23 protein-coding genes are annotated in these 26,996 nt (G+C 64.8%); 8 read left to right on the plus strand and 15 right to left on the minus strand.

Annotated elements, in window-relative coordinates; all coding sequences use genetic code 11:
* The first annotated feature begins 128 nt into the window (after positions 1-128).
* The 3 genes from AKG11_RS09550 to AKG11_RS09560 all read left to right on the plus strand — a co-directional run bounded on the left by AKG11_RS09550 (position 129) and on the right by AKG11_RS09560 (position 4,577).
* The gene (locus AKG11_RS09550) at positions 129-1,046 is read left to right on the plus strand and encodes a helix-turn-helix domain-containing protein (protein WP_050743716.1); all 918 of its coding nucleotides are present in this window, start codon (positions 129-131) and stop codon (positions 1,044-1,046) included.
* Between the two features lie 116 nt (positions 1,047-1,162).
* The gene (locus AKG11_RS09555; RefSeq protein ID WP_050743819.1) at positions 1,163-2,569 is read left to right on the plus strand and encodes an aldehyde dehydrogenase family protein; all 1,407 of its coding nucleotides are present in this window, start codon (positions 1,163-1,165) and stop codon (positions 2,567-2,569) included.
* A gap of 28 nt (positions 2,570-2,597) precedes the next feature.
* Positions 2,598-4,577, plus strand: a complete 1,980-nt coding sequence (locus AKG11_RS09560) for a copper amine oxidase (RefSeq protein ID WP_024271330.1) — start codon at positions 2,598-2,600, stop codon at positions 4,575-4,577.
* 187 nt (positions 4,578-4,764) lie between these two features.
* Here the strand turns inward: AKG11_RS09560 and AKG11_RS09565 are convergent, their stop codons facing one another.
* Both AKG11_RS09565 and AKG11_RS09570 read right to left on the minus strand, forming a co-directional pair.
* The gene (locus AKG11_RS09565; RefSeq protein WP_050743717.1) at positions 4,765-6,141 is read right to left on the minus strand and encodes an FAD-containing oxidoreductase; all 1,377 of its coding nucleotides are present in this window, start codon (positions 6,139-6,141) and stop codon (positions 4,765-4,767) included.
* On the minus strand, positions 6,138-6,605 hold the full coding sequence (locus AKG11_RS09570) for a hypothetical protein (protein ID WP_050743718.1): 468 nt from the start codon (positions 6,603-6,605) through the stop codon (positions 6,138-6,140). The genes AKG11_RS09565 and AKG11_RS09570 overlap by 4 nt, the downstream gene beginning before the upstream one ends.
* A 323-nt stretch (positions 6,606-6,928) precedes the next feature.
* Here AKG11_RS09570 and AKG11_RS09575 point away from each other — a divergent pair, with 323 nt between their 5' ends.
* The 4 genes from AKG11_RS09575 to AKG11_RS09590 are packed head-to-tail and all read left to right on the plus strand — an operon-like array spanning position 6,929 to position 10,728.
* Complete coding sequence (locus AKG11_RS09575; RefSeq protein ID WP_024271331.1) at positions 6,929-7,840, plus strand: glycine betaine ABC transporter substrate-binding protein OsmF; 912 nt, start codon at positions 6,929-6,931, stop codon at positions 7,838-7,840.
* 52 nt (positions 7,841-7,892) lie between these two features.
* Entirely contained in the window at positions 7,893-9,053 is a 1,161-nt protein-coding gene (locus tag AKG11_RS09580) for an ABC transporter permease (RefSeq protein ID WP_023514103.1), read from the plus strand.
* Complete coding sequence (locus AKG11_RS09585; protein WP_050743719.1) at positions 9,050-9,988, plus strand: ABC transporter ATP-binding protein; 939 nt, start codon at positions 9,050-9,052, stop codon at positions 9,986-9,988. The genes AKG11_RS09580 and AKG11_RS09585 overlap by 4 nt, the downstream gene beginning before the upstream one ends.
* Positions 9,985-10,728: an ABC transporter permease gene (locus AKG11_RS09590; protein ID WP_050743720.1), complete on the plus strand. Its 744-nt coding sequence runs from the start codon at positions 9,985-9,987 to the stop codon at positions 10,726-10,728. The genes AKG11_RS09585 and AKG11_RS09590 overlap by 4 nt, the downstream gene beginning before the upstream one ends.
* A gap of 138 nt (positions 10,729-10,866) precedes the next feature.
* On the opposite strand, the gene AKG11_RS09595 is transcribed toward AKG11_RS09590, so the two are convergent.
* The 8 genes from AKG11_RS09595 to AKG11_RS09630 all read right to left on the minus strand — a co-directional run bounded on the left by AKG11_RS09595 (position 10,867) and on the right by AKG11_RS09630 (position 19,616).
* Positions 10,867-11,187, minus strand: a complete 321-nt coding sequence (locus AKG11_RS09595; RefSeq protein WP_023514100.1) for a Dabb family protein — start codon at positions 11,185-11,187, stop codon at positions 10,867-10,869.
* Between the two features lie 9 nt (positions 11,188-11,196).
* Positions 11,197-12,852 (minus strand): GMC family oxidoreductase, encoded by a 1,656-nt coding sequence (locus AKG11_RS09600; protein WP_050743721.1) that lies wholly within the window; start codon positions 12,850-12,852, stop codon positions 11,197-11,199.
* 172 nt (positions 12,853-13,024) lie between these two features.
* A complete protein-coding gene (locus AKG11_RS09605; RefSeq protein ID WP_050743722.1) occupies positions 13,025-13,804 on the minus strand; it encodes a 3-ketoacyl-ACP reductase in 780 nt (259 codons plus the stop codon).
* Positions 13,801-15,309 carry a GMC oxidoreductase gene (locus AKG11_RS09610; RefSeq protein WP_050743723.1) on the minus strand — a complete coding sequence of 503 codons (1,509 nt, stop codon included), beginning with the start codon at positions 15,307-15,309 and terminating at the stop codon, positions 13,801-13,803. The genes AKG11_RS09605 and AKG11_RS09610 overlap by 4 nt, the downstream gene beginning before the upstream one ends.
* A gap of 9 nt (positions 15,310-15,318) precedes the next feature.
* Positions 15,319-16,434 (minus strand): ABC transporter ATP-binding protein, encoded by a 1,116-nt coding sequence (locus AKG11_RS09615; RefSeq protein WP_023517141.1) that lies wholly within the window; start codon positions 16,432-16,434, stop codon positions 15,319-15,321.
* Positions 16,435-16,438: 4 nt separating this feature from the next.
* Entirely contained in the window at positions 16,439-17,320 is an 882-nt protein-coding gene (locus AKG11_RS09620) for a carbohydrate ABC transporter permease (protein ID WP_050743724.1), read from the minus strand.
* On the minus strand, positions 17,317-18,198 hold the full coding sequence (locus AKG11_RS09625) for a carbohydrate ABC transporter permease (protein WP_050743725.1): 882 nt from the start codon (positions 18,196-18,198) through the stop codon (positions 17,317-17,319). Before AKG11_RS09625 ends, AKG11_RS09620 begins: the two co-directional genes overlap by 4 nt.
* Before the next feature lie 167 nt (positions 18,199-18,365).
* The gene (locus AKG11_RS09630; RefSeq protein ID WP_050743726.1) at positions 18,366-19,616 is read right to left on the minus strand and encodes an ABC transporter substrate-binding protein; all 1,251 of its coding nucleotides are present in this window, start codon (positions 19,614-19,616) and stop codon (positions 18,366-18,368) included.
* Between the two features lie 306 nt (positions 19,617-19,922).
* On the opposite strand from AKG11_RS09630, the gene AKG11_RS09635 reads away from it, so the two are divergent.
* Positions 19,923-20,975: a LacI family transcriptional regulator gene (locus tag AKG11_RS09635; protein ID WP_023516645.1), complete on the plus strand. Its 1,053-nt coding sequence runs from the start codon at positions 19,923-19,925 to the stop codon at positions 20,973-20,975.
* A 47-nt stretch (positions 20,976-21,022) separates the two neighbouring features.
* Here AKG11_RS09635 and AKG11_RS09640 read toward each other — a convergent pair whose 3' ends face one another.
* Genes AKG11_RS09640 through AKG11_RS09660 form a run of 5 tightly spaced genes read right to left on the minus strand, consistent with a single transcriptional unit; the run spans position 21,023 to position 26,963 of the window.
* Entirely contained in the window at positions 21,023-22,534 is a 1,512-nt protein-coding gene (locus AKG11_RS09640; RefSeq protein WP_082342390.1) for an aldehyde dehydrogenase family protein, read from the minus strand.
* Positions 22,528-23,307 carry an enoyl-CoA hydratase/isomerase family protein gene (locus AKG11_RS09645; protein ID WP_050743728.1) on the minus strand — a complete coding sequence of 260 codons (780 nt, stop codon included), beginning with the start codon at positions 23,305-23,307 and terminating at the stop codon, positions 22,528-22,530. Before AKG11_RS09645 ends, AKG11_RS09640 begins: the two co-directional genes overlap by 7 nt.
* Positions 23,300-24,913 carry an acyl CoA:acetate/3-ketoacid CoA transferase gene (locus tag AKG11_RS09650; RefSeq protein WP_050743729.1) on the minus strand — a complete coding sequence of 538 codons (1,614 nt, stop codon included), beginning with the start codon at positions 24,911-24,913 and terminating at the stop codon, positions 23,300-23,302. The genes AKG11_RS09645 and AKG11_RS09650 overlap by 8 nt, the downstream gene beginning before the upstream one ends.
* 5 nt (positions 24,914-24,918) lie before the next feature.
* Complete coding sequence (locus AKG11_RS09655) at positions 24,919-25,920, minus strand: Gfo/Idh/MocA family protein (RefSeq protein ID WP_050743730.1); 1,002 nt, start codon at positions 25,918-25,920, stop codon at positions 24,919-24,921.
* The gene (locus AKG11_RS09660) at positions 25,917-26,963 is read right to left on the minus strand and encodes a LacI family DNA-binding transcriptional regulator (RefSeq protein WP_024270915.1); all 1,047 of its coding nucleotides are present in this window, start codon (positions 26,961-26,963) and stop codon (positions 25,917-25,919) included. The genes AKG11_RS09655 and AKG11_RS09660 overlap by 4 nt, the downstream gene beginning before the upstream one ends.
* Positions 26,964-26,996: the final 33 nt, after the last annotated feature.

A 26,996-nucleotide genomic window follows, 5' to 3' on the forward strand; every position in this document is an offset into this window, starting at 1 on the left:
GCTTGCGGCAGGGCGGAAAGATTGCGCGTTTGCGGACGGGAAGGGCTCTCGGCGATAGGCAAGCGTTGCGGACTGTGGTGAGATAGTTTTGGGAGAACGGGCTTTCTGCTAGAGCCGGGGAGGGCACGATGCAGTCGCTGATGACGCCGGGACACAAGCCGGTGCCGGTAGAAATTCTCGAGGCGGAGATCAGGAGGGTCTGCGGTTCGTTCGATCTGGAGCCGATGGGGCGGACGGGCGTCGTCAATGGCGACGTCACGACGCGGCGTGTCGGTCCCTTCGATACGGCCATCGTCGCACTCGATGCCTCCGAAGTTGCGCGCAACACTCGCTCCATCCGGCAGGATCCCGGCGAATACTTCTTCCTGCTGGTGCAGGATGCGGGCCACTGTCGCGTCGAGCAGGGCGATCAGGTCGCGGAGCTTTCGCCCGGCGACATGTTCCTCGTCGATTCCCTCAAACCCTCGTCCTTTCTCTATCGCGGCGAGCGCTCGAACCAGGTGTCCCTGCATATCCCGCGCGACGAGATGCTCCACCGTTTCGGTACGCCATGCACCGGTGGCCTTTCGATCTCGCGCGATGATCCTCTCTGGCTCGCCATGCGCGCGGTCATCGCGAAAATGCTGCTGGAGGAAGGGGCGCAGGCGCAACTCGGCGAAGCTTTCCTGTGCCTTCTCGGCGCCTACCTGCATTCGACCCGCGTGACCGGTGCCGCTGAGACGCTGCTGTCGCGTGCGCTCGCGATGATCGATCGCCACCGCGCGGATCCGGGCTTCGGGCCACGTGAGCTGGCCGTCCGCCTCAACGTTTCGGAGCGCATGCTGCAGCGGCATTTTCGGCCGCTCGGGGAAACACCCGGTCACCGGTTGCTCAATCGGCGGCTGGAGCTTGCCCATGCGCGGCTCTCCGCCCGCAAGGGAGAGCAGGCGGCGGAGGGCGTTACGGTCGTTGCCTTCGATTGCGGCTTCAACGACCTTTCCTATTTCTATCGCGAGTTCCGCAAGAAGTACGGCACGACACCGGGCGCGGTCGCGCGCTGCCATTGACGCTTTTGTCCAAAAGGCGGGACGGTGCCGTCCAAGTCCGGTGTGCTGCCCCTCTCTAATCTCTGCCACCATATGTGCCCGCCGGAGGAGGCGGGCCGCTCATGGAGGAGGCGGATATGATGGAATTCAAGGCTACCATCGGCGGCAAGCCGGCGCCCGTCGGCGTGGACTTCGCCGTTCTCAACCCGGCGACGGGCCAGGAGGTCGGCCGCGCGCCGAACATGGGTGGGGCGGAGCTGGATGCGGCCGTCTCGGTCGCCAAGGCGGCGTTCGTCTCATGGTCGGCGCAGAGCGATGCGGCCCTGCAGGCCGCCTGCGCGGCGGTGACGGCCAAGATCGAGGAACATGCCGGCGAACTCGCCGAGATCATCACGCTGGAGCAGGGCAAGCCGCTCAACGGTCTCGGCTCGCGCTGGGAGGTCGGCGGTGCGGTCGCCTGGGCGGGGTACACGACCGGGCTTTCGCTGCCGGTGCGCGTGCTTCAGGACAACGAGCAGGGCCGGGTGGAACTCACCCGCAAGCCGCTCGGCGTCGTCGGCTCCATCACGCCGTGGAATTTTCCGGTCATGATCGCCGTCTGGCATATCCTTCCGGCGCTGCGCACGGGCAATACCGTCGTCGTCAAGCCCTCGCCCTATACCCCGCTTTCCACCCTGCGGCTGGTCGAGATCATGAATGAGGTGCTGCCGCCGGGCGTCGTCAACGTGGTGACGGGTGACGACCAGGCCTTCAATCTCGGCGCAGCCATGTCGGCGCATCCGGACATCCGCAAGATCGTTTTCACCGGCTCCTGCGCCACCGGCCAGCGGGTCATGCAGTCCGCTGCCGAGACGATGAAGCGCCTGACGCTGGAACTTGGCGGCAACGACGCCGGTATCGTCCTGCCCGATGCGGACCCGGTGGCGATTGCCGAAGGCCTCTTCTGGGGCGCCTTCATCAACAACGGCCAAACCTGCGCGGCGATGAAGCGGCTCTATGTGCACGACACCATCCACGATGCGGTCTGCGAGGCGCTGGTCGCCTATGCGCGAGGCATCAAGGTCGGCGACGGCATGGAGGAGGCGAGCATCCTCGGCCCCATCCAGAATCGCATGCAGTTCGACAAGGTCTCGCGCCTCGTCGCGGATGCGAAGGGGCGAGGCAAGGTGCTGCTCGGGGGAGAGCCGGGCGAGGGCCTGTTTTTCCCGCCGACCCTCATCGCAGGCCTTCGCAACGGCGATGCGCTGGTCGACGAGGAGCAGTTCGGGCCGGCTTTGCCGATCATCCGCTATTCCGACGTCGAAGAGGCGATCCGGCTCGCCAACGATAGCCCGAACGGTCTCGGCGGCTCGGTCTGGTCGTCGGATGTCGCGGCCGCCAAGAAGGTTGCGAGCCGGCTCGCCTGCGGCTCCGTCTGGATCAACAAACACGGTGCCATCCAGCCGAATGTGCCCTTCGGCGGCGTGAAAGCCTCGGGCATCGGTGTCGAGTTCGCCGAGGAAGGGCTTGCCGAATACACCGATATCCAGGTGGTCTTTGCCTGAGAGAAACAAACGAAAAGAGGGAACGATCATGAAACTGACGAAACATCTCGCCACGACGGCCCTTGCGTTCGGCCTTGCCGCCGGGGCGGCAGCCGCCCATCCGCTCGACGGGCTGACGGCCGAGGAATACCAGAAGATCAACCAGATCCTGCGCGAGCAGAAGGTGGCGGATGACAATACACTCTATCCGCTGATCGAACTGAAGGAGCCGGCCAAGGCCGAGGTGCTGGCCTGGAAGGAAGGCGTGGCGCTCGACCGCAAGGCGACGGTCTATTTCACCAGCGCCGACGGGTTCAATGAGGCGGTCGTCAACATCTCGAAGGGCACGGTCGAGAGCAACGGCAAGACAGCAGGCCAGCCGATGGTGCTGTTCACCGAGTTCATGAACGCGCTGGAAGGCGCGCTCGGCCATCCGGACATGATCGCAGGCCTTGCCAAGCGGGGCCTCAAGCCGGAGCAGGCCTTCTGCCTGCCGCTGACGGGCGGCAACTTCTTCACCGAGGAATACAAGAACTCCCGCCTGATGAAGGTGCCGTGCTACCAGGTGCCGGAAGGCTCGAACTTCTATGCGAAGCCGATCGAAGGGCTCTTCGCCATCTACGACATCGGCAAGAAAGAGGTGCAGCGCGTCATCGACACCGGTGTCGTGGAACAGGCGCCGAAGGACAGCTGGGGCTACACGGAGGAGGAGGTCGCCAAGCGCCTGCCGCTCCGCCCGGAAATGAAGCCCGTCACGCTCGTGCAGGAAGGCGGTCCGAACTACAAGATCGATGGCAGTCACCTCGAATGGGATATCTGGCGCTTCAACTTCCGCGTCGACAAGCGCCCGGGCCTCGTTCTCTCCAATCTCGATGTCAACGACGACGGCACCTGGCGCTCGGTCATCTACCAGGCGCACCTTTCCGAGGTTTTCGTGCCCTACATGGATCCGACGGAGGGCTGGTACTGGCGCACCTACATGGACAGCGGGGAATATGGTTTCGGCCTCTTCCTCAGCCCGCTGCGCGCCGGTATCGACTGCCCGTCGCACGCTACTTTCCTGCCGGCGACGATCGCCGACGACAAGGGCGCGCCGCTCGTCATTCCGGATGCGATCTGCGTCTTCGAGCGCAACATCGGCGATCCGGCCTGGCGCCATTTCGAGGTTTTCGCGCAGACGCCGGAAAACCCGGTGCCGGCGGAAGGCCGTCCGGCGACGGAACTTGTCGTGCGCACGGCCTCCGAGGTCGGCAACTACGACTATCTCATCGATTATCGCCTGCAGCAGAACGGCCAGGTCAACATCTATGTCGGCGCGACGGGTCTCGATGCGGTGAAGGGCGTTGCCGCGACCTCCATGAAGGACCCGACGGCGAAGGCGGACACCGCCTATGGTACGCTGATCGCGCCGAATCTCGTTGCCGCCAACCATGACCACTACTTCAACTTCCGCATCGATTTCGACGTCGACCAGCCGGTGAACCATTTCTCGACCATGGACATCGTGCCGGCCAAGCTGGATGCGTCGAGCCCGCGCAAGTCGATGTGGACGGTCGAGCACAATATGCCGAAGACCGAAATGGAGGCGCGCTACAAGCTCTCGGCCATGCAGCCGCGCTACTTCCACATCTCCAACCCGTCGCGCGAAGGGTATCTCGGCCATGAGCCTGGCTGGATGATCCATCACGGCAGTGTCGCCTATGGTCCCTACGACTATGCCAACGACCCGCCGATGAAGCGCAACGCCTATATCGAATACTCGGTCTGGAACACGGTCTACGACCCGGAACAGCGCTATGCCGGCGGCAAGTTCGCCATGCAGAGCGATGGCTCGGACACGCTCGCCGAATGGGTCAAGAAGGACCAGAACCTGATGGGCAAGGACATCGTCACCTGGTTCTCCGCCGGCTTCCATCACATTCCGCGCATGGAAGACTGGCCGGTCATGTCGACGGAGTGGAAGACCGTGCACATCATGCCGCACAACTTCTTCGCCCATAATCCGGCATTGACGTTGCGCAAGAAGTAAGGACCGATGCCGGCGGGCGATGCCCCTCATCCGCCTGCCGGCACCTTCTCCCCGCAAGCGGGGCGAAGGGGAATGCCGCGCCGGTTTCCCGCCACAGCGGCGTTGTCTGGGAGGGAAACCGCTACCTCCTGCCCCGCTTGCGGGGATAAGGTCGCGGCAGCGGGATGAGGGGCGCTCTCCGCCTCTTTCACTCCACCGGTCGCATGTCCCCGAAAACCGTCGGGATCAGCTCCGAGACGGTCGGATGGATGTGCACGGCATGGGTGATGGCTGTATAGGGCTTGCCGGCATACATCACGTCGAGAATACTCTGCACCGCTTCGTCGCCGCCGGTGCCGAGGATGGAGGCACCGAGGATTTCCTTCGTTTCGGCATCGGCGATCACTTTCATGAAGCCGAGGGTCTCGCCCTTTTCCTTGGCGCGGCCGACGCGGGTCATCGGCCGCGTGCCGATCAGCAGCTTGCGGCCGGTCTTGCGTGCTTCCGTCTCACTCATGCCGGCGCGGCCGAGCGGCGGGTCGATGTAGAGCGCATAGGTCTGGATGCGGTCGCTCACCTTGCGCGGCTCGTTGTCGAGGAGGTTTGCCGCGACGATCTCGAAGTCGTTGTAGGCGGTGTGGGTGAAGGCGCCGCGGCCGTTGCAGTCGCCCATCGCGAAGATGCCGGGCGCACTGGTTTCCAATCGCTCGTCGACGGTGATGTAGCCGCGTTTGTCCGCCGCCACGCCCGCCTTGTCGAGGCCGAGGTCGTCCGTGTTCGGCCGCCTGCCGGTGGCGAGGAGGATATGGGAGCCCAGGATCTCGGGGGTGCCTGCCGTACAATTGACGCCGGCCCCGACGTTGTCGCCGGTTTTGAAGAAGCGGATGCACTCCGCCCCCGTGCGGATGGCGATGCCCTCGCGTTCGAGGATGTCGCGCACGGCGGCGCTGATATCCTCGTCCTCCCGGGCGATCAGCCGCGGCCCCTTCTCGATGACCGTCACGTCCGAGCCGAAGCGGCGGAACATCTGGGCGAATTCCAGCCCGATATAGCTGCCGCCGACGACGATGAGGTGTTTCGGCACCTCGGTGAGCTCCATCATCGAGACATTGTCGAGATAGGGCACGTCCCGGATACCGGGGAAGTCGGGCACGACAGCCCGTCCGCCGACATTGAGGAAGATCTGTCCGGCGGACAGTAACTCCTCGCCGACGCGAATCTCCGTCGGGCTTTCGAAACGCGCGTGGCCGCGGATGAAGGTGAGGCCCTGCATGCCCGCCAGCCAGTCCTCGTTGCCCTTGCGGGCGTCGAAGCGCACCTTGTTCTTGCGGGCCATCACCCGGGCGAAATCGATGGAGACCTTGCCCGTCACCACGCCGTAATCGGCGCCGCGGCGGGCGAGGTGGGCGGCATAGGCGCTGGCGACCATGGCCTTGGTTGGCATGCAGCCGGTGTTGACGCAGGTGCCGCCCACCAGCTTGCGCTCGATGAGCGCGACCTTCTTGCCAGCGGCCGTCAGCCGGCCGGCGAGCGACGGACCGGCTTGCCCGGCGCCGATGATGATGGCGTCGAACGTGCGCATCAGGCGACCGATGAGACGACAAAGAGGCCGAGCAGCACGGCGACGGCGTCTTCCAGCAGCGCGATGGGAAGGTCCTTGCCGCCGGTGGCTGCGACGAGACGCTTGCGGGCTTCATAGCCGCCGAGCGTACCGATGATCGCGCCGAGGACGCCGGCGACGAGGCCGCCGATCATCGATCCGCCAACGGTGCCAAGGGCTGCGCCGCAGAAGCCGCCACTGACGATGCGCGCGCCGAACTGCTGCGGCACCTTGCGGCTCGGTGTGCCCGGCAACTGGTCGGTGACGAATTCGACGACGGCGAGGGCGCCGAAAATGTAGGGCGTGAAACGATAGGCCAGAAAACCGGCCCAGGTGCCGGAGACGGGAAGCCAGCCGAGCGCGGCCCCGATGCTGACGGCGGCCGGCGCCGTCATTGCACGCAGCCCCGCCACGATACCGATCAGCAATGCAAGAATGTAAATGCTCATTGTCCCTCACAGATCTGCGCCGGACATCGGCCCGGGATGGTTTCCCGGCAAGGGTGAAATGCAGTATCGGAAAATGAGGCGGGCCAAGGGAAGAGTGTCGGATGCGACCGGGAATTGCAATGCGTTTCTGTTGCAAAAGGCTGTCGCTTCGCGCAATCTTGAAAGCGCTTTGAGCGCGGCAACAAACGGCATGTCCCGCCGGTGTTGCGCAGTCTATTTTTCGCGATTGTCTGCCATATATGAAATGCTTTGCCGGGACTGGCTTTCCCAAACGTGGTGAAAATGCCGCCATGGCTTCCCGCACAGAACGAAAGGGTTATCTCATGCGTCCAGTCGTCAAATTCCTCGGAGCAGCTCTGGCCCTCGGGCTTGCAACCGGCGCTGCTCAGGCCCAGGTCGTCGTCTCCTCGAAGATCGACACCGAAGGCGGCGTGCTTGGCAACATCATCCTCTCGGTGCTGAATGCCAACGGCATTGAGACGACGGACCGTGTGCAGCTCGGCGCGACACCGGTCGTGCGCCAGGCGATCATCGCGGGCGAGATCGACATCTATCCGGAATATACCGGCAACGCCGCCTTCTTCTTCGAAAAGGCCGAGGATCCGGCCTGGAAGGATGCGGCCAAGGCCTATGAGCTGGCCAAGACGCTTGATTTCGATGCCAACAAGATCGTCTGGCTGACGCCGTCCCCGGCCAACAACACCTGGGCGATTGCCCTGCGCAAGGATGTCGCCGAGCCGAACAAACTGGTGACGCTGAGCGATTTCGGCAAATATGTCGCTGGCGGCGGTGAGGTGGTGCTTGCGGCTTCCTCCGAATTCGTTAACTCGGCCGCGGCCCTGCCGGCTTTCCAGACGACCTACAGCTTCACCCTGAAGCCGGAACAGCTCATCACGCTTTCCGGCGGCGATACGGCCGCGACGATCGCGGCCGCTGCCAACCAGACGAACGGTGCAAATGCCGCCATGGTCTATGGCACGGACGGCGGTATCGCGCCGTCGGGCCTTGTGGTTCTTGCGGACGACAAGGGCGTGCAGCCGGTCTACCAGCCGGCGCCGATCATCCGCGAGGCGGTGCTGAAGGCCAATCCGCAGATCGAGGAAATCCTGAAACCCGTCTTCGAAAAGCTCGATCTCGTCACGCTGCAGGATCTCAATGGTCGCGTCCAGGTCGGCGGCGAGCCGGCCAAGGCCGTTGCCGAGGACTTCCTGAAGAAGAACGGCTTCATCAAGTAAGGCGCGTTTGTCCTCCGCTCTCAAAGCGGAGGACCTCCCTCGAAAGGTGTTCATGACGTTCCGGATCGACAAGCTCGGCGTGGTGATCGCCGCATTGCTGGCCTATGGCGCCTTTCTGGCGCCCTTCGCCAGTTTCCGGGCCAACCGCATCGTGCCCGGCGAGGCAAAGGGCATTCTGGAGGCCCTTCCCGAGGCACTCGGTGTGACGCCGCTCGGTTTTGTCGCCAGTGCGATCGTTGTCGTCGCGCTGAAGACGCCGACGGTCTTCCGGCTGCTGCTGGGACTTGCCGCCCTGCTGGTGCTCGCCATCCTCGTCGGCCTTTCCGCCGGTCATCTCACGCCGCCGGAAAACACCTATGCCCGCGTCTCGCCGGCCTCCGGCTTCTGGCTGCTGAGCTTTGCCTTTGCGCTTTTGACGGCCGATGCGCTGGCCCGGCTCCGGCTGTCGCCGCTCGCCCGGGTGGCGCTGCTTGCTGCCGTCGCCGCGGCTGCCGCGGGACTTCTGATTTCAGGCGTATGGGACGGGCTGTCGATCCTCAAGGAATATGGCAGCCGGGCCGACAGCTTCTGGCTGGAGGCGGGCCGCCATGTTGTCCTGGCGCTCGGCTCGCTCGTCGCGGCAACGCTCGTCGGTCTGCCGCTCGGCATTCTCTGCCACCGGGTGGAGGCGTTGCGCGCCGGCGTTCTCAACGTGCTCAACATCATCCAGACGATTCCCTCGATCGCGCTTTTCGGTCTTCTGATCGCGCCGCTGGGTTGGGTCGCCCTTCATGTGCCGGGGGCAGCGGCGCTCGGCATTCGCGGCATCGGGGCCGCGCCGGCCTTCATCGCGCTCTTCCTTTATTCACTGCTGCCGGTCGTTGCCAACACGGTGGTCGGGCTTGCCGGCGTGCCGCGTGACGCGAACGATGCCGCCCGCGGCATCGGTATGACGGACGGCCAGCGCCTCTTCCGCATCGAGCTGCCGCTCGCCTTCCCGGTCATCCTGACCGGCATCCGCATCGTTCTGGTGCAGAATATCGGTCTTGCGACCATCGCGGCGCTCATCGGCGGGGGCGGCTTCGGCGTCTTCGTCTTCCAGGGGATCGGCCAGACGGCGATGGATCTCGTGCTGCTCGGCGCGGTGCCGACCGTGGCCCTCGCCTTCGCCGCGGCGATCGTCCTCGACGCCGCAACGGAACTTTCCAGCAGACAATTCGGCAGGACCGCATGATCGAGATCGACAGCATCACCAAGCGCTATGGCGAAACCGCGGTCGTCGACAATGTTTCCATGACGATAGCGCCGCATACGATCACCGTCATCGTCGGCACATCCGGTTCCGGCAAGACGACGCTGATGCGCATGATCAACCGTCTCGTCGAGCCGACCTCCGGCACGATCCTGATCGACGGCGCCGACAACCGCTCCATTCCCGGCCACGAGTTGCGCCGCCGCATCGGCTATGCCATCCAGGGGCACGGCCTCTTCCCGCACCGCACCGTTGCGGAGAACATCGCCACCGTACCGACCCTGCTCGGCTGGGAGAAACCGCGCATCGCGGCGAAGGTGAAGGAACTGCTGTCGCTGTTCCAGCTCGATCCCGCCGCCTTCGGCCCGCGTTATCCGCATGAACTGTCCGGCGGCCAGCAGCAGCGCGTCGGCGTCGCCCGGGCGCTCGCCGCCGAGCCGAACATCCTCCTGATGGACGAGCCGTTTGGCGCGCTCGACCCCGTTATCCGGGCCAAGGCGCAGGATGATCTCTTGGCGATCCAGAAGCATTTCGGCACGACCATCGTGCTTGTCACCCACGATATGGAGGAAGCCTTCCATCTCGCCGACCGCATTGCCGTCATGGACAAGGGCAGGATCGCGCAATATGCGGCGCCGGAGGAGATGCTGGTGAACCCGGCGACGGAATTTGTCGAGACGCTGATCGGCGCCGGTGAGCGGCCATTCCGGCTCCTGTCGATCGGGGCTGTCGCAGACGCGGCTGAGGCCGGCGAGGCGGAGGGAGAGCCGATTTCTGCCGCAGCCAGCCAGCGCGACGCGCTGTCCGCCCTGCTCTGGTCCGGTCGACCGGCCCTGCCGGTCGTTGGCGCTGATGGTGTCCGGCTTGGCCGCGTCACACTTGCCGGCCTTGCCCGCCGTGCGGCGAGGCCGCAATGAAGGGGTATCTTCCCAATCTCCTGCGGCTGGCGGCGCTTGTCGTTCTCATCGCCTTTCTCGTGCATCCGCTGCTTTTCGATCCGTTGTTGAAGCCGCTGGTGCAGACCAATGCGCCGGCCATCTACAATCAGGGCAGCCTTCTGTCGCTGACGCTGTCGCACCTCGCCACGGTCTTCATCGCGACGCTTGCCGCGACCATCGTTGCCGTTGGGCTCGCCATCCTCGTCACAAGGCCGATCGGCGCGGAATTCCTGCCCCTGTCGCGCAGCCTCGTGAATATCGGCCAGACCTTCCCGCCCGTCGCCGTGCTGGCGCTCGCCGTGCCTGCCGTTGGCTTTGGGGAAAAACCGACGCTGATCGCGCTCTTTCTTTACGGCCTGTTGCCGATCTTCGAAAATGCCATGACCGGCCTTTCGACCCTGCCACCCGCCATCATGGAGGCGGCGCGCGGTACGGGTATGACCGCCTGGCAACGTCTCACCCGGGTTGAGCTACCGCTGGCACTGCCGGTCATCCTCGCTGGCATCCGCCTTTCCGTCGTCATCAGCCTCGCCACCGCGACCATCGGCTCCACGGTCGCGGCGAAGACGCTCGGCGAGGTCATTATCGCCGGGCTGCAATCCAACAACCTTGCCTTCGTGCTGCAGGGTGGTCTCGTCGTCGCCGTGCTGGCGGTGCTGATCTACGATGCCTTTTCGGCCGTCGAACGTGTGCTGTCGCGCCGGGCGGGGCGCGCCTGACGCAAGGCCGGCAAAGGTAGGAGGACGCGCCGACAGGATCGTGCGGTGCGGCGCCATCTGTTAAGCTGGCTCCCCGCGATTCAGCTGACGGATTTCTCACATCCATCGCAGAACGTGGCACAGGCGGGCAGAAACGCCCTAGCGATCGCCGGTTTCGAGATCGTAGACGAGGATACCCTTGATGCCGCCTTCCGCCGCCGCGACGAGGCGGGCGCCGGTCTCCTTGTGCTCCGTGTCTTCCAGATAGGCATCGCGGGAAAAACTGTCGGCGAAGTCGACGATGAAACCATCGGCAAAGCCCTTGTCCATGCCCTCTTCCGGGCTGACATTCGTGCCGATGTGCACGGCGAGCATGCCCGGCAGGCGGTCCTTCAGGGCGTCGATCTCGTTGAAGAGTTCGGCCTTGTAGGCGGCTGATATCGTCGGCTTGAAGTGGATGAAAACGCAGTGGCGGATCATGGCTGCCCCCTATCGGATGTTGGCGCGGGCACGCGGGCGCGCGTCGTTGCGTTCATATTGAAAAACCTGGGCCGGCAGCGCCGGCAGGCCACGGATGATGTCGGCGCCCTTCTCCCCCACCATGATTGTCGGCGCATTGGTGTTGCAGGAGGGAACGCGCGGCATAACGGAACTGTCGCAGACGCGCAGACCTTCAAGACCATGCACCTTCAAATCGAGCCCGACGACCGCATCCGCCCCCGTACCCATCTTGCAGGTGCCGACGGGGTGGTGGTCCGTCTTGGCATGGGCGCAGCCGTAGTTGAAGAGGTCTTCGTCGGTCATGACCTTCGGCCCCGGCAGGCGCTCGGCCATCACATAGGGTTTCAGCGCGGCCTGCTGCATGATCTCGCGGGCGATCTTCAGCCCCTCGATCGACATTTTCCGGTCATGCGGGTCGTCCCAGTAGTTCGGGTCGATCAGCGGCGCGGCCGAGGGATCGGCGGCGGCAAGACGCACCGTGCCCTTGGAGCGGGGGTGCAGATAGGCTGAATTCAGCGTCACGCCGGCATTCTTCAGCCTTTCGACGCCCGCCTCGATGCCGGAGCCGAGGCCGAGGTGGAACTGGATGTCCGGCGAGCGCGCATCGGGATCGGCATACCAGAAGCCGCCCGTCTCGAAGAGTGATGAGGCGACGGGGCCGGAGCGGAAGAGCACATATTGCAGGCCGGCCCAGAGCGTGCGGTGCAGCTTCGCGACGCCGTCATAGGTGTGGTCTCCGGTGCATTCGCAGATGACGAAGAGGTCGAGGTGGTCCTGCAGGTTCGAGCCGACACCCGGCAGGTCGTGCTTGACCGCAACGCCGACGGATTTCAGGTGATCCGCCGGGCCGATGCCCGATTGCTGGAGCAGTTTCGGCGAGCCGATGGCGCCGGAGGAGACCAGCACCTCGCGCTCCGCCCGGATCGTCTCGACGCCGCTTGTCGTCACAACCTCGACGCCGACGGCGCGGGACCCTTCCAGCACGATGCGGGCGACACGGGCGCCGGTGCGGATGGTGAGGTTCTTGCGGTCCTTGATCGGGGAAAGGTAGGAGAGCGAGGCGGAGGAGCGGCGGCGGTTTCTTTGCGTCAACTGGTAGAAGCCGACGCCGGCCTGCTGGCGGCCGTTGAAATCGTGGTTGTAGGGAATGCCGAGTTCCTGGCCGGCGCGGATATAGGCGTCGCAGATCGGCAGCGCCGAGACCGGCATGGAGACGCCGAGCGGGCCGCCATAGGAATGGTAGTCGTCGGCAAAACGCTGGTTGTCCTCGGCGCGCTTGAAATAGGGCAGGATTTCCCGGTAGCTCCAGCCCTCGCAGCCGTCCTCGCTTGCCCAGAGGTCGTAATCGGCCGCATTGCCGCGGGTATAGAGCTGGGCGTTGATGGAGGAGCCGCCGCCGATGACCTTCGCCTGCGTGTAGCGCAGCACGCGGCCCTTCATGTGTTTTTGCGGCACGGTCTCCCAGCCCCAGCTTGCGACGCCTTTTGTCATCTTGGCGAAACCGGCGGGCATGTGGAACAGCGGGTTCCAGTCGCCGCCGCCGGCCTCCAGCAGCAGCACGCGCACGTCCGGGTCTTCTGAAAGCCGGTTCGCCAGCACGCAGCCGGCCGGTCCCGCGCCGGTGATGATATAGTCGTATGTCATGCCTTGGTCCTCAGAATGGTTCGGTGCCGCTACGGGTGGAGTTGCCCCTCATCCGCCTGCCGGCACCTTCTCCCTAGCCAAGCGGGGAGAAGGGATTTGCCGTGCCCTCTCGTCTCCCTCGCCCCGCTTGCGGGGAGAGGGCGGGGTGAGGGGCAACCCCGCGGGGTGACGTTCACAGCCGGCCGATCGAGAGCCCGCCGTCGAGATTGATCACCGAGCCGGTGGCGAAGGCGAATTTTCCGGTCGCCAGCGCTGTGGCGACGGCGCCGATATCTTCGGGCTCGCCCCAGCGCTTCATAGGCACGAGGCCGCCCGCGATAAGGGTGTCGTATTTCGCCGAAACGCCGGCCGTCATGTCGGAGCGGATGATGCCGGGGCGGATCTCGAAGACGGAAATGCCGGTTTCCGCCAGCCTGAGCGCCAGCCCCTGGCTGAAGGCGGCAAGCCCCGCCTTGGTCATGCAATAGTCGAGCCGTTCGGGCGAGGTGAGGCCGGCGGAGACGGAGGTGATGTTGATGATCGCGCGCGGGCCGGCGGCCTGTTTGGAGTGCAGCATCGCCTTCAGCACAGCCTGGGTGAAGAACACGGTGCCGCGCAGGTTGGTGGCGACGATCGTGTCGAAATGTTCGGGGGCGAGGTCGAGGAAATCGCCGCGCACGACCGAGGCGATGCCGGCATTGTTGACAAGGCAGCCGATGGCGCCGAGTTGATCTTCTATGGCCGAGACTGTGGCCGCGTGGCCTGAGAGATCGGCAAGGTCTGCCTTGAGATAAACGGCCTTTGCGCCGAAGGTGGAAAAATCGGCGAGCATGGCGTCGGTCGCGGCATCGCTATCCCCGATGCCTGTTATGGCGATGTCGAAACCGTCGGCCGCAAGCGCCCTGGCGATGCCGAGGCCGATGCCGCGGCGGCCGCCGGTGACGATGGCGACGGGACGTGCTGAGGTCGTCATGCGGCAAGATCCCTCGATTGGATGTGATCGGCGACGCGCAGCGCCTGGGCGGCGACGGACAGGGCCGGGTTCACCGCGGCGGATGTCGGCAGGTAGGAGGCGTCGACCACGAAGAGGTTCGGATGGTCATGGGCGCGGCACCAGATGTCGAGCGGCGCGGTCGCCGGGTCGTTGCCGATGCGCACGGTGCCGCATTGGTGCGAGGGCGTGCGCTTGTCGAAGGCGCGGGCAAGCACGATCGGGAAGCCGGCCTTCTTCAGGGCGGTTTTCAGCTTGGCGACGAGATCGAGATGGGCCTGCCAGTTGGTGCGCGTCCATTTCATGACGATCCGGTCGCGGTCGACCGTGATGCGGCTTTCGGGATGCGGCAGGTCCTCGCTCATGGCGTAGAAATCGATGGCGCGGGCCGCCACCTGGTCCAGCAGCCATTCCGGCACGGAGGGCATGTTGGCCTTCAGGATCTTTCCCGAGACGCGGCCGAGGAGCTGCACATTACCGAGCGGCGGACCGCCGTTGCCGTCCGAGAGATAGTAGTCGTTGAAGCCAAAGCTCTTCTGATAGACGGAGGTGTTCCTGTAGAAGGGCGAGAGGCCGATCACGGCGCTCGAATTGTGGTTCATGAAGTTGCGGCCGACCTGGTCGGAGCTGTTGGCGAGTCCCTTCGGGAAGGCTTCCGAGGCCGAGCGCAGCAGAAGCACCGCGGATTGCACCGCGCCGGCCGAGAGGATGACCAGTTTCGGTGAAACGCTCTCCGCCTCGCCGCCGCGCTGATAGTGCACGGTCGCGATGGTGCGGCCGTGCGGGGCGGTGGCGAGCCGCGTCACCCGGCAATTGGTGCGCAGTTCGACATTTTTATGTTTCAGCGCTTCGGCGAGCGCTGCGCTTTCGGCGTCCATCTTGCCGTCGTTGCTGTTGGGGTGGGCATCCCAGGGCGTCTTCGCCTTGGCGAGCCAGCGGTCGATATCGACGCCGAGCGGCAGCGAATAGGGATGCAGGCCGTTCGCCTTCATCTTGGCGCGCACTTTTGCGATGGCGGGCTCGTCCGGCACCGGCGGGAAGGGGTAGGGCGCGGAATGGTGCGGCTCGGTCGGGTCGGCGCCGAGCGTGCCGCGGACATTGTAGAGTTTTTCCGCAGCCGAATACCACGGCTCCAGCGTCTCATAGGGGAAGGGCCAAGCGGGGGAGACGCCGTCGCGGTGGCGCATTTCCTCGAAATCCTCACGGCGGTAGCGCACCAGCACCGCACCGTAGAATTTCGAATTGCCGCCGACATTGTAGTAGTTGCCGGGGTTGAAGGCGGTGCCGTCAGCCTCGTACCACATCTCTTTCGGGCGGAAATGGCCGCGCTGGAAGATGGCGCGCTGGTCGCGGTTTTCCGGGCGGTCGGGCAGGTGGTCGCCCGCTTCGAGGATGACGATCCTTGCGCCCGTCGGGGCAAGCGCGGCGGCCATGGTGGAGCCGCCGATGCCCGATCCGATGATGACGATGTCCGGCTGCGTGGTCATTGAAAAATCTCAGGCAATGCGAAGCTGGCTTGCGGGGTCGAAGAACACCGCCTTGTCGAGGTTGAAGGCAAGGCGCGCCATCTGGCCGGCAGCGATGCGCACGTCGGCGCGCAGGCGCGCGACGATCTCCTTGCCGCCGAGATGGGTGACGGCGAAGGTGTCGGCACCGGCGGGCTCGACCACTTCGATCAGGCAATCGCCTTCCGCGACGGTGCGGGCGTTGCGGTCCGCGCCATCAGGGTCGGTCAGCGCCTCCGGGCGGATGCCGAAGATGACGTCCTTGCCGTTATAGGCCGAAAGGCTGCCGGGGGCGTTGGGGACGGAAAGCACCAGCGGCTCCGCCTGATGGCGGGCGAGCGAGACGGCCATGCCCGAACCGTTGGTCTCGACCTTGGCCTTGAGCAGGTTCATGGCGGGCGATCCCATGAAATCGGCAACGAAGGTGTTGGCCGGGTTGTTGTAGATTTCCGCGGGCGAGCCGAACTGTTGGAGCACGCCGTCCTTCAGCACGGCGATCTTGGTGGCGAGCGTCATCGCCTCGATCTGGTCGTGCGTCACGTAGACGATGGTGGTCTTCATGCGCTGGTGCAGGCGCTTGATTTCCGTGCGCATGTCGACGCGCAGTTTTGCGTCGAGGTTCGACAGCGGCTCGTCGAACAGGAAGAGTTTCGGGTCGCGCACCAGCGCGCGGCCCATGGCGACGCGCTGGCGCTGGCCGCCGGAGAGCTGGCCGGGCTTGCGCTCCAGGAGATGGCCGATTTGCAGCATGTCGGCGACCTGCTTGATCGCCTTGTCGCGCTCCTCCTTCGGCACGCCGCGGATTTCCATGCCGAAGGCGATGTTCCCGGCGACCGTCATGTTCGGGTAGAGCGCGTAGGACTGGAACACCATGGCGATGTCGCGCTTGGAGGGATGCAGGCCTGAAACCGAGCGGCCGTCGATGGCGATATCACCAGAGGTGATCGGTTCGAGGCCAGCGATCGTGTTGAGCAGGGTGGACTTGCCGCAGCCGGAGGGGCCGACGAGCACAAGGAAACCGCCCTGTTCGATCTCGATATTGATATCCTTCAGGATTTCGAGCGAACCGTAGGATTTGCGCAGGCTGCTGATTTTCAAGAAAGACATGGCGTTATCCTTTCACGGCGCCGGACATCAGGCCGCGCACGAAGTACCGTCCGGAGACGATGTAGACGATGAGGGTGGGGAGCGCGGCGAGGATCGCGCCGGCAAAGTGCACGTTGTATTCCTTCACGCCGGTGGAGGACTGGACGAGGTTGTTGAGCGCCACGGTCATGGGCGTCGTGGAAGCACCCGAGAAGGACGCACCGAACAGGAAGTCGTTCCAGATGTTGGTGAACTGCCAGATGACGGACACGACGATGATCGGGCCCGAGGACGGCAGCAGGATGCGGTAGAAGATCTGGAAGAAGCTTGCGCCGTCGATCTGCGCCGCGCGCACCAGCTCGGTCGGGAAGTTTTCGTAGTAGTTGCGGAAATAGAGCGTCGTGAAGCCGATACCGTAGACGACATGCACGAGGATGAGACCCCAGAGCGAGCCGGCAAGCCCGAGCGCGCCCAGAATGCGCGCCATCGGGATCAGCACGATCTGGAACGGAATGAAGCAGGAGAGCAGCAGCAGGCCGAAGAAGACGTTCGAGCCCTTGAACTGCCACTTGGTCAAGACATAGCCGTTCAGCGCGCCGACGATGGTGGAGATCGCGACGGCGGGAACCACCATCAGGATCGAGTTGATGAAGAAGGGACGAAGGCCTGTCGGCTGCACGCCGATCTGCGCTGTCGACCAGGCCTGCAACCAGGGTTCGATCGTCCAGACCTGCGGCAGGTTCAGCATGCCGCCCTGGCGGATTTCCTCCAGCGGCTTCAGCGAATTGACCAGCATGACGTAGAGCGGCAGCAGGTAGTAGACCGCGAAGAGGATGAGCGCGGAATAGATGAGGGCGCGCGTCAGCTTGTTGTGCGAGATGACGTTGTCGGGATTTTGCGCGCTCATCGGCCTTTGTCTCCGCGGATTTCGGAATAGAGGTAGGGGATGATGATCGAGAAGATCATGACCAGCATGATGATCGCCGAGGACGCACCGATGCCCATCTGGTTGCGGGTGAAGGTGTAGGAATACATGAAGGTCGCCGGCAGTTCGGTCGCCTGGCCGGGGCCGCCGCCTGTCAAGGCCACCACAAGATCGTATGCCTTGATGGCGAGGTGGGCGAGCACGACGAAGGCGGACAGGAACACCGGGCGCATCAGCGGAATGATGATGCGGCGGTAGATGGTCGAGGTCGAGGCGCCGTCGATCTGCGCCGCCTTGATGATCTCGTTGTCGACGCCGCGAAGGCCGGCGAGGAACATCGCCATGACGAAGCCGGAGGATTGCCAGACGGCGGCGATCACCACGCAGTAGATCGCGTAGTTGCGGTCCTTGATCCAGTTGAAGGCGAAACTCTCCCAGCCCCAGAGGTGCATGGTGTTCTCAAGCCCGATGCCGGGATCGAGGAACCATTTCCAGGCGGTGCCCGTGACGATGAAGGAGAGCGCCATCGGATAGAGGTAGATCGGCCGCAGGATGCCTTCGGCGCGGATCTTCTGGTCGAGCAGGATGGCGAGGCCGAGGCCCAGCACCGAGCAGATGACGATGTAGAGCGAAGCGAAGATCGCCAGATTGGAGATCGCCCGCCACCAGTGCGGCAGCGCCCAGAGTTTTGAATAGTTGCTGAGCCCTACGAAATTGTAGGAGGGCAGCATCTTGCTGTCCGTCAGGGACAAAAAGCCCGTATAGGCGATGAAGCCGTAGACGAAGACGAGCACGATGAGGAAACTGGGGGCCAGCACGAGCTTCGGCAAAAGCTCCTGCAGCCGGCTTCGGCTATCCATGGTCGGTACCACCGTTGAAAATCGTGTTGGTGCGGTGGGGTCTTGCCCCTCATCCGCCTGCCGGCACCTTCTCCCCGCGAGCGGGGAGAAGGGATTCTGCCGTGCCCTCTCTGTCCCCTCTCCCCGCTTGCGGGGAGAGGGTTAGGGTGAGGGGCAGCGCCCTTGCCTTACTTCGCAGCCTCGACGGCGGCCTTCAGTTCCGTGACGGCTTCTTCCGATGACAGTTCACCGTTGAATTGGCGGGTCACGACGTCGTAGATGGCGTTCTTGACCGAGGCCGGGTTGGCGTGGCCGTGCGCCATGGAGCCGAACAGCGAGCCGTTGGTGTTGGCTTCCGCAAGGTCCTTGATCGCCTTCTTGCCGCAATCGTCGAAGGCTTCGTCGGAAACGTCCGTGCGGGCCGGGGCAGAGCCCTTGACCACGTTGAAGGCCGACTGGAAGACCGGGCTTTCGATGGCCGAGGCCATGGTCAACTGGGCCGGAACCTTGTCGTCGGCGACCTTGAACATCGCGAACTGGTCGGAGTTGAAGGTGACCGAACCCTGGGTACCCGGGAAGCGCATGCAGACGAAGTCCGTGCCCGGCTTCTTGCCGGCCTTGATGAATTCGCCCTTCGCCCAGTCGCCCATGAACTGCACGCCGGCCTTGCCTTCGATGACCATGGCCGAAGCGAGGTTCCAGTCGCGGCCCGAGAAGTTGTCGTCCACATAGGAGCGCAGCTTCGTCATGCGGTCGAAGGCTTCCTTCATCTGGGCGCCGCCCAGCGTTTCCGGATCGAGGTCGATGAAGGCCTTCTTGTAGAAGTCGTTGCCGAAGGAGAGCACGACGGCGTCGAAGATCGTCGCGTCCTGCCACGGCTGGCCGCCATGGGCGACCGGCGTGATGCCCTGTTCCTTGAACTTGTCGAGCAGCGCGACCAGCTCATCCCAGTTCGCAGGCTCCTTGCCGCCGGCCTTGTCGAGCGCCGCCTTGTTCACCCACACCCAGTTGGTGGAGTGCACGTTGACGGGAGCGGCAATCCAGTGGCCGTCATACTTGGAGAACTGCTGCAGGGCGGTCGGGATCACCTTGTCCCAGCCTTCCTTGGCGGCGATCTCGTCCAGGTTGCCGAGTGCGCCTTCCTTGGCCCAGTCGAGAATGTCGAAGCCGAGCATCTGCACCGCGGTCGGCGCGTTGCCGGCCGTGACGCGGGCGCGCAGGACGGTCATGGCTTCCGTGCCGCCGCCGCCGGCGACCGGCATGTCGGTCCAGGAAATGCCCTTGGATTCGAGATCTTTCTTCAAGACGTCGAGCGCGGCGGCTTCACCACCCGAGGTCCACCAGTGCAGGACTTCCACGCCTTCGGCGGCCTTGGCGGACATGCCGCCCATCGTCATCATCACCGCGGCGATCGCGGTGGTTGTCAGAAACTTGCGCATCGTATTCCTCCCGTTTGCAAGTTCGAAGGGCGAGAGCCTCCTCCCGCCGATAGTTCATCTGCGGCTCAAAGCGCCGCTCCAATTTAAAACGTTGTAAATTTGCAGAGTCAAGCGTGCGGCGTGCGTCCCCGGATATGCTTCTACAAATGCAGTAAATTGCGGCGACTCAGGTGGTTTCGGCAGTTCGAAGGGCGTTGTGCGGCGCACTGAAATCGTTTTAAATTCTGTGCAGCGCAAGATTGCCGAAGGCGAGGTGCGTGGATATGGTGCCGCATATCGCCTGCCGCTATCTGAAGAACCGCACCCGTGTCCCGCATCGAAAAGCCCGCCGACAGTGACCCCGCCCGCTCCGCGCTTCGAACCGGCAAGCCGACGCTGAAGACGATTGCGGAAATGACGGGCCTTGCGGTCACCACGGTCTCCCGTGCACTTGGCAACGCGCCGCAGATTTCCGAGACGACGCGCCGTCGCGTGCATGAGGTCGCAGCCGAAATCGGCTATCTGCCGGACCGTGCCGCCCAGCGCCTCAAGACCGGCCGCACCAATGTCGTGTCCGTTCTGCTCGATCCACACGAGGAGATCCTGGGCTTTGGCACGTCCATCATGCACGGTCTGGCGCGCGCCCTCCAGGGAACGCCCTACCACCTCATCGTCACGCCGAATTTCCTCGACGGCAGCAATGTCGAAGCGGTCAACTACATCATCCGCAACGGTATGGCCGACGGGCTGATCTTCTCGCGCACGGAACCCTTCGATCCGCGTGTACGGCTGCTTTTGGAAAACGGCTTTCCCTTCGTCACGCATGGCCGTACGGAGTTCTCCACGCCGCACGCCTTCGTCGACTACGACAATTTCGCCTTCGCCTATGCTGCCACCAGGCGGCTGATCGCCAAGGGCCGGCGCAAGGTGACGATCGTCCTGCCACCCCGGCGCCTCACCTTCTACCAGCATATGCTGCACGGTTTCATGACCGCTGTGCGAGAGGCCGGCGTTGCCTACGAGATCCCCGACGCGCTCGATCTCGACAGTCCCGCCGACATGATCCGCGACTATGTGCGCCGCCGCAGCACCGAGCCCGATCCACCGGATGGTTTTGCCTGTCCCGGCGAAGTCTCGGCGCTCGCCACGATCACCGGAATGAGCGACCGCGGCCTCTCGCTTGGCGGCGAATACGATATTGTTGCCAAGCAGACCTCGCGGCTGCTCAGCCAGATCCAGCCGAAGGTCGAGACGCTCTACGAAGACCTGACCTCGGCGGGAGAGGCGATGGGCCGACTGCTGCTGAAGCGGATCGGCGGTGAGCCGATCGAGGACCTCACCATCCTGCAGAGCCCGCAATTCAGCTTCCCGACGCCCTGAGCGGGCGGCAGCGCCGGTCCCTGCCGTGGTTGTCGGGAGAGCGTTGCTCATCGCGGCATCCACCAGCTGGTGCGTGCGCCGATATGCATGTTGAGTGTCTTGGTCTCCGTATAATCCTCCACCGCATGGCGACCAAGTTCACGGCCGAGGCCGGACTGGCGGTAGCCGCCGAAGGGCAGTTCGGACGCGCCGTCCATGAAGGTGTTCATCCAGACCGTGCCGGCGCGAACCTTGCGGCCGATGGTGAGGCACGTGTCGAAATCGCGGCTCCAGACGCCGGCGGACAGGCCGTAGTCAATGGCGTTGGCGATGCGGATCGCCTCTTCCGTCGTCTCGAAGGTCAGAACCGAAAGCACCGGACCGAACACTTCCTCGCGGGCGACGGCCATGTCAGGTTGAACGCCCGAGAGGATGGTCGGGGCCATGAACTGACCGAGGCCGAGATCCAGCGCCGCGCCGCCGAGCGCGACCGAAGCACCGGCCTTGGTTGCATCCTCGACATAGGCGCCGATCTTTTGGAGATGCTGCGGCGTGATGATCGCGCCGACCTGCGTTGCGGGGTCGAGTGGATCGCCGACTTTCACTTTCTTCGCCAGTTCCGCGATGCGGGCCGTGACAGCGGCCGCGATGGATTTGTGCAGGATCAGCCGCGAGCCGGCATTGCAGCATTCGCCGGCGTTGAAATAGGCGCCGAAGACAGCGGCGTCGATGAAGGCGTCGAGATCGGCATCCGGGAAGACGATCTGCGGGTTCTTTCCGCCGAGTTCGAGCGATACCTTCTTCAAGGTCTGGGCGGCATTGGCCATGGTCAGACGTCCGACACCGGTGGAACCGGTAAAGGAGACCATGTCGACGTCGGGATGCGTCGTCATCGGCGCGCCGACCTCCGGCCCGGTGCCGGTGACGATGTTGACAACACCTGCGGGCACGCCGGCCTCGATCAGGATCTCCCCGAGGACAAGCGTCGATCCCGAGGTGAGTTCGGACGGTTTGACCACCGTCGTGCAGCCCGCGGCGAGCGCGAATGGTAATTTCTGGCTTACGATCAGGAAGGGGAAGTTCCACGGCGTGATGATCGACACGACGCCGATCGCCTCGCGCAGAACGACGCCAAGCGTGCCGTCGCCAAGCGTGTTGTAGCTTTCGCCGTGCAGGTCGCGGGCGAGCGCTGCGGCATAGCGCCAGATATCGACGGCGCCACCAAGTTCACCCTTTGCCTGGCTGATCGGCTTGCCGCTTTCGATGCAGTCGAGGAAGGCCAGTTCCTCCGCCCGGGCGGCAATGAGGTCGGCGGCCTTGAGGAGGATGTTCGAGCGTTCGGCGCCGGTCATGGACGGCCATGGCCCGTCGTCGAAGGCCTTGCGTGCGGCGGCAATGGCGCGTTCGGCATCGGCCTTGCTGCCGGCCGGGTAGCGGCTGACCACGATGCCATGGCCCGGCGCGATGCGTTCGATCGGGTCGCCGGCGCCTTCCGTCCAGATGCCGTCGATCAGCATGCGGAAATCGCGCGCCTTGAAGTTTTCGAGCGCCTTGGGTTTCACATGCGCGGCCATTACCATTCTCCCTTGAAATCGGCAGGGCGTTTGCCCGTGAAGGCGGCGACACCTTCCTTCAGGTCCCCGGTCTTGGCGACGAGGATCGAGCCGAGGGCCTCCACCGCCGCACCATTGTCCTCGCCGTTCGCCACTGCGATCATCAGCTTCGACACCTCCGTTGCCGCCGGCCCGCGCGCTGCGATGCGCGCTGCGTAGGCCTTTGCGGCTTCGACGGCCGTGCCTGTCTTGACGACCTGGTCGATGATGCCGGCAATCTGCGCCTCTACCGCTGTCAGTACCTCGCCGCCGAGCAGCATCCGGCGCACCGCCTGTGCGCCAAAGCGCTTCACCAGCCGCTGCGTGCCGGACCAGCCGGGCACCATGCCGAGGCCGGCCTCCGGCAGGCCGATCTTCACCTGGGTTTCCGCGATGCGGATATCGGCTGCGGCCGCCAGTTCCAGCCCGCCGCCAAGCGCATGGCCGTTAACGGCAGCAATCAGCGGCATGCGCAAAGTCGCCAGCCGCTCGAAGACACGATGGCCGAAGCGCACCCAGGCATGGCCGAACGTGTTCGCCTCCATGCCGGCCCAGGCCCGGATATCGCCGCCGGCGGAAAAGGCCTTGCCCTCGCCGGTGAGAATGGCGACGCGCACCGCGGCATTTTCCTCGATGGTGTCGCAGGCCGCCGAAAGCTCCTTCAACATGTCGATGTCGAAGGCGTTGAGCTTTTCCGGCCGCGCGGCGGTAATCGTCGCGACGGGGCCTTCGATGGAGATGCGGATGCGCTGTTCAGCCATGGGTGGCCCCCACCAGCTTGCGCGGCGCCTTTTCGGGCAGCGTGAGGCCGGTCGGCGCATCGGTGAAGAGTTTTGCGTCCATCACCTTGAGATCGGGTGAAACGATCAGCGCGAACTCCGACTGGTCGAGGATATGTGTCCTGAGGTCGACGCCGGGTGCAATCTCGATGAGTACGATACCCTCCGGTGTCAGCTTCATGACGCAGCGCTCGGTGACATAGGTGATGTCCTGCCCCTGCGCCACGCCGCGCGGTCCGGAGAAGGTGACATGCTCGACGGCATTGACCAGTTTCTTCAGCTTGCCTTCCTTCTCGATCACCAGCTTGCCGCCTTCGATCGCAAGCTTCGCGCCGGCATTGAACATGCCGGAGAAGACGATCTTCTTTGCCCGCGCCGTGATGTCGACGAAGCCGCCGGCCCCTGCCGTTACATGCGGGCGGAAGGAGAGTTTCGAAACGTTCACCGAGCCGTCCTTGCCGATTTCCAGGAAGGAGAGCAGCGAGGCATCGAAGCCGGCGCCCTGGAAATAGGTGAACTGGTAGGGCGAAGGCATGAAGGCGTCGGCGTTCGAGGCGCAGCCGAAGGCGAAATCGAGCAGCGGCACGCCGCCGACCGCGCCCTGTTCGATCACCCAGGTGACGGCACCGTGCAGGCCCTCTTCGAGCAGGATGCGCGGTACGTTAGCGGAGATGCCGAAGCCGAGATTGACGGCGCTGCCGGCTTCCAGCTCCTCGGCGACCCGGCGGGCAATGACCTTCTGGATGTTGAATTCCGGCACGCGGAATGTGTCGAGCGGGCGGAAGATCTCGCCGGAAATGGCGGGATCGTACAGCGTCTGCGTCGTCTGCTTCTGTTCCTGGTCGACCACGATGTAGTCGACCAGCACGCCGGGCACGCGCACGTCGTGCGGCTTCAGGGAGCCGTCCTTGGTGATGCGCTTGACCTGCGCGATGACGATACCGCCATTGTTGCGGGCGGCGAGCGCCTGGTCGAGCCCGCCGAGATAGGCGCCCTCGTGTTCGTAGGTGAGGTTGCCGCGCTCATCGGCGGTGGTGGCGCGGATGATCGCCACGTGAGGCGCGATCGCCTTGAAGTAGAGCCATTCCTCGCCGGCGAAGGTGATCTTCTCCACCACCGGTTCGTTTGCGGCGGAGGCGTTCATCGCGCAGCCTTCGCGGCTTGGGTCGACGAAGGTTTCGAGGCCGACCTTGGTGATGACACCCGGGCGTTTGGCAGCGGCCTCGCGATGCATGTCGAAGAGGATGCCGGAGGGAATGTTGTAGGCGTCGACTTCGTTTGCGCCGATCATTTGCCAGATGAGAGGTGGCTCGGACGAGGAGGGACCGGACGGATAGGAGCCGCCGATGATCTTCTTCAAGAGGCCCTTCCTGGCGATGTGGTCGATACCCTTGATGCCGCTCATGTCGCCGGCGGCGATGGGGTGCAGCGTCGTCAGGCTCTTCGGATGGCCCGTTTCGTCGAAACGTTCGCCGATCGCCTTCAGCATCAGGTCCGGGCAGCCGAGGCCGGAGGACGAGGAGACCGAAACGATGGCGCCATCCGGGATCAGGCCTGCCGCCTCGCGCGGGGTGATATGCTTGCTCATGGGGCTCACAGCCCCGGCTCGATGCGGACCGCATGGCCCGTGCGCGCCGCTTCGACGACGGCAAGGCCTGTCGCCAGCGACCAGATACCGTCCTCGCCGGTGGCCGATGGCGTTCCCTCGCCGGCAATGGCGGCGTGGAAGGCGGCAAGGGTGGTCTCATAGAGATTGCGGTGGTCGAGCGGCAGGTCGTGCTCGCCATCTGCACTGCGCAGCGTCACCGTGCCGGTGGGGCGCTGCGTCATGACGTTGCGGCCGATCAGCGAGCCTTCCGTGCCATGGACTTCTAGGCCGGTTTCCGCGAATTTCGTGGTGAAGCCGTCGTGGAACTGCGCGATCGTGCCGGAGCGGAAGCGCAGAACGCCCATCACCGCATCCTCCAGTCCTGCCTTGCCCATGCCGCCAGCCTGCGAGAAGGCGACGGCTTCCGCCGGATCGTCGTCGAGCACGAAGCGCAGGGTATCGGCGTCGTGCACGGTGATGTCGAGGATGACGCCGCCGCCGGCCTCCGGCTTGTCGAGCCGCCAGCCCTGCAGGTGCGGCGGGAGGTAAACGGCGTGGAAGACGCGGGCTGACAGCGGCTTGCCGATGCGCCCGGCCTTGATGGCATCGCGCATCGCCCGGTGCGTCGCAGCATTGCGCAGGTGGTGGTTCGTCGCGAGCACCACGCCGGACGCCTTGGCTGCCGCGATCATGGCGCGGGCGTCGTCGAGCGAGAGGGCAAGCGGCTTTTCGCACAGGATGTGCTTGCCCGCCTTCGCTGCGGCGAGGGCCTGGTCGCGGTGCAGTTCGTTCGTCGTCGAGATGTAGACGGCGTCGATCTCCGGATCGTCAAGCAGATCGGCGAGCGTCGTGACCGACTTTGCGATGCGCTGTTCGTCCGCATAGGTGCGGCCCCGCTCGGCGCTCGTGCTCATCACGGATACGACATCGCCGCCCGTCGCGCGGATCGCGCCGATCACCCATTCCTTCGCGATCGTGCTGGCGCCGATCAAACCCCACCGTGTCATGCGGAAATCCTCCTCGTCCTGTCCGTCTGGCCGGCGCCGCAGCTCTGGCGCACGACGAGGCGCACGGAGCTGACGATGGTCTCGGGTTCCACCCGGCCGGCATTGATCTGTTTCAGCAAGAGTTGCGCGGCGCGCCGGCCCATGCCCTGGGGGTCGACGGACACCGTCGTCAGCGCCGGCACGGCGGTCTGGGCCTCGATCACGTCGTCGAAGCCGACGACGGCGAAGTCGCGGCCGGGCTCCTTGCCGGCGGCACGCAGGCCGTCGCAGACGCCGAAGGCGGCCGCGTCGTTGAAGCACAGCGCGGCGGTCGGCGCTTCGGGCAGCAGCAGCGCGCGTTCGATGGCGGCGACGCCGCCGGCGCGCGAGGCCGCCGTGCTGATGACGAGCCGGTCCGGCGCTGCAAGTCCTGCTTCGGCAAGGGCATCCCGCCAGCCTTCGACGCGCTCGGCGAAGACCGTCGTGTTGGCGATGCCACCGAGGAAGGCGATGTGGGTGTGGCCGAGCGAGACGAGGTGCCGGACGGCATCCTTTGCGCCGGCATAATTGTCGGAGAACAGCGTCGAGACCTTGGCGCCGATGACGTTGCGCACCACGGCGACGACCGGGATGCCGCTGGCGGCGAGCGGTTTCAGATCGGCCGCCTCCGTGCCGCGGGCCGGCGACAGGATGAGGCCGGCAATGCCGTGTTCGCGCATCGAGGCGATAACCTCGCGCTGGCGGTCGACGCTCTCAGCCGAATTCGACAGGAACTGCACGTAGCCGGCCGATTGCATGACCATGTCCATGCCGACAGCAAGCTCGGCGAAGAAGGAATTGGTGAGGTCGTTGACGATGATGCCGATGATCCGCGAGGAGGCGGACTGGCGCAGGTTCGCCGCGCCGCGATTGTAGACGTAACCGAGGTCGCGAATGACGGCGTTCACCTTGGCGCGGGTCACCTCGTTCACCAGGGGGCTTGCCTGCAGGACGAGCGAGACGGTCGACTTCGACACGCCGGCGGCGCGTGCAATATCGACGACGGTCACCCGGCTCTTGTTCACGGTCTTCCTCCCTGCGCGGCGATCATTTTCGCT

The sequence above is a fragment of the Shinella sp. SUS2 genome, assembly GCF_001262505.1.
Classification (GTDB): Bacteria; Pseudomonadota; Alphaproteobacteria; order Rhizobiales; family Rhizobiaceae; genus Shinella.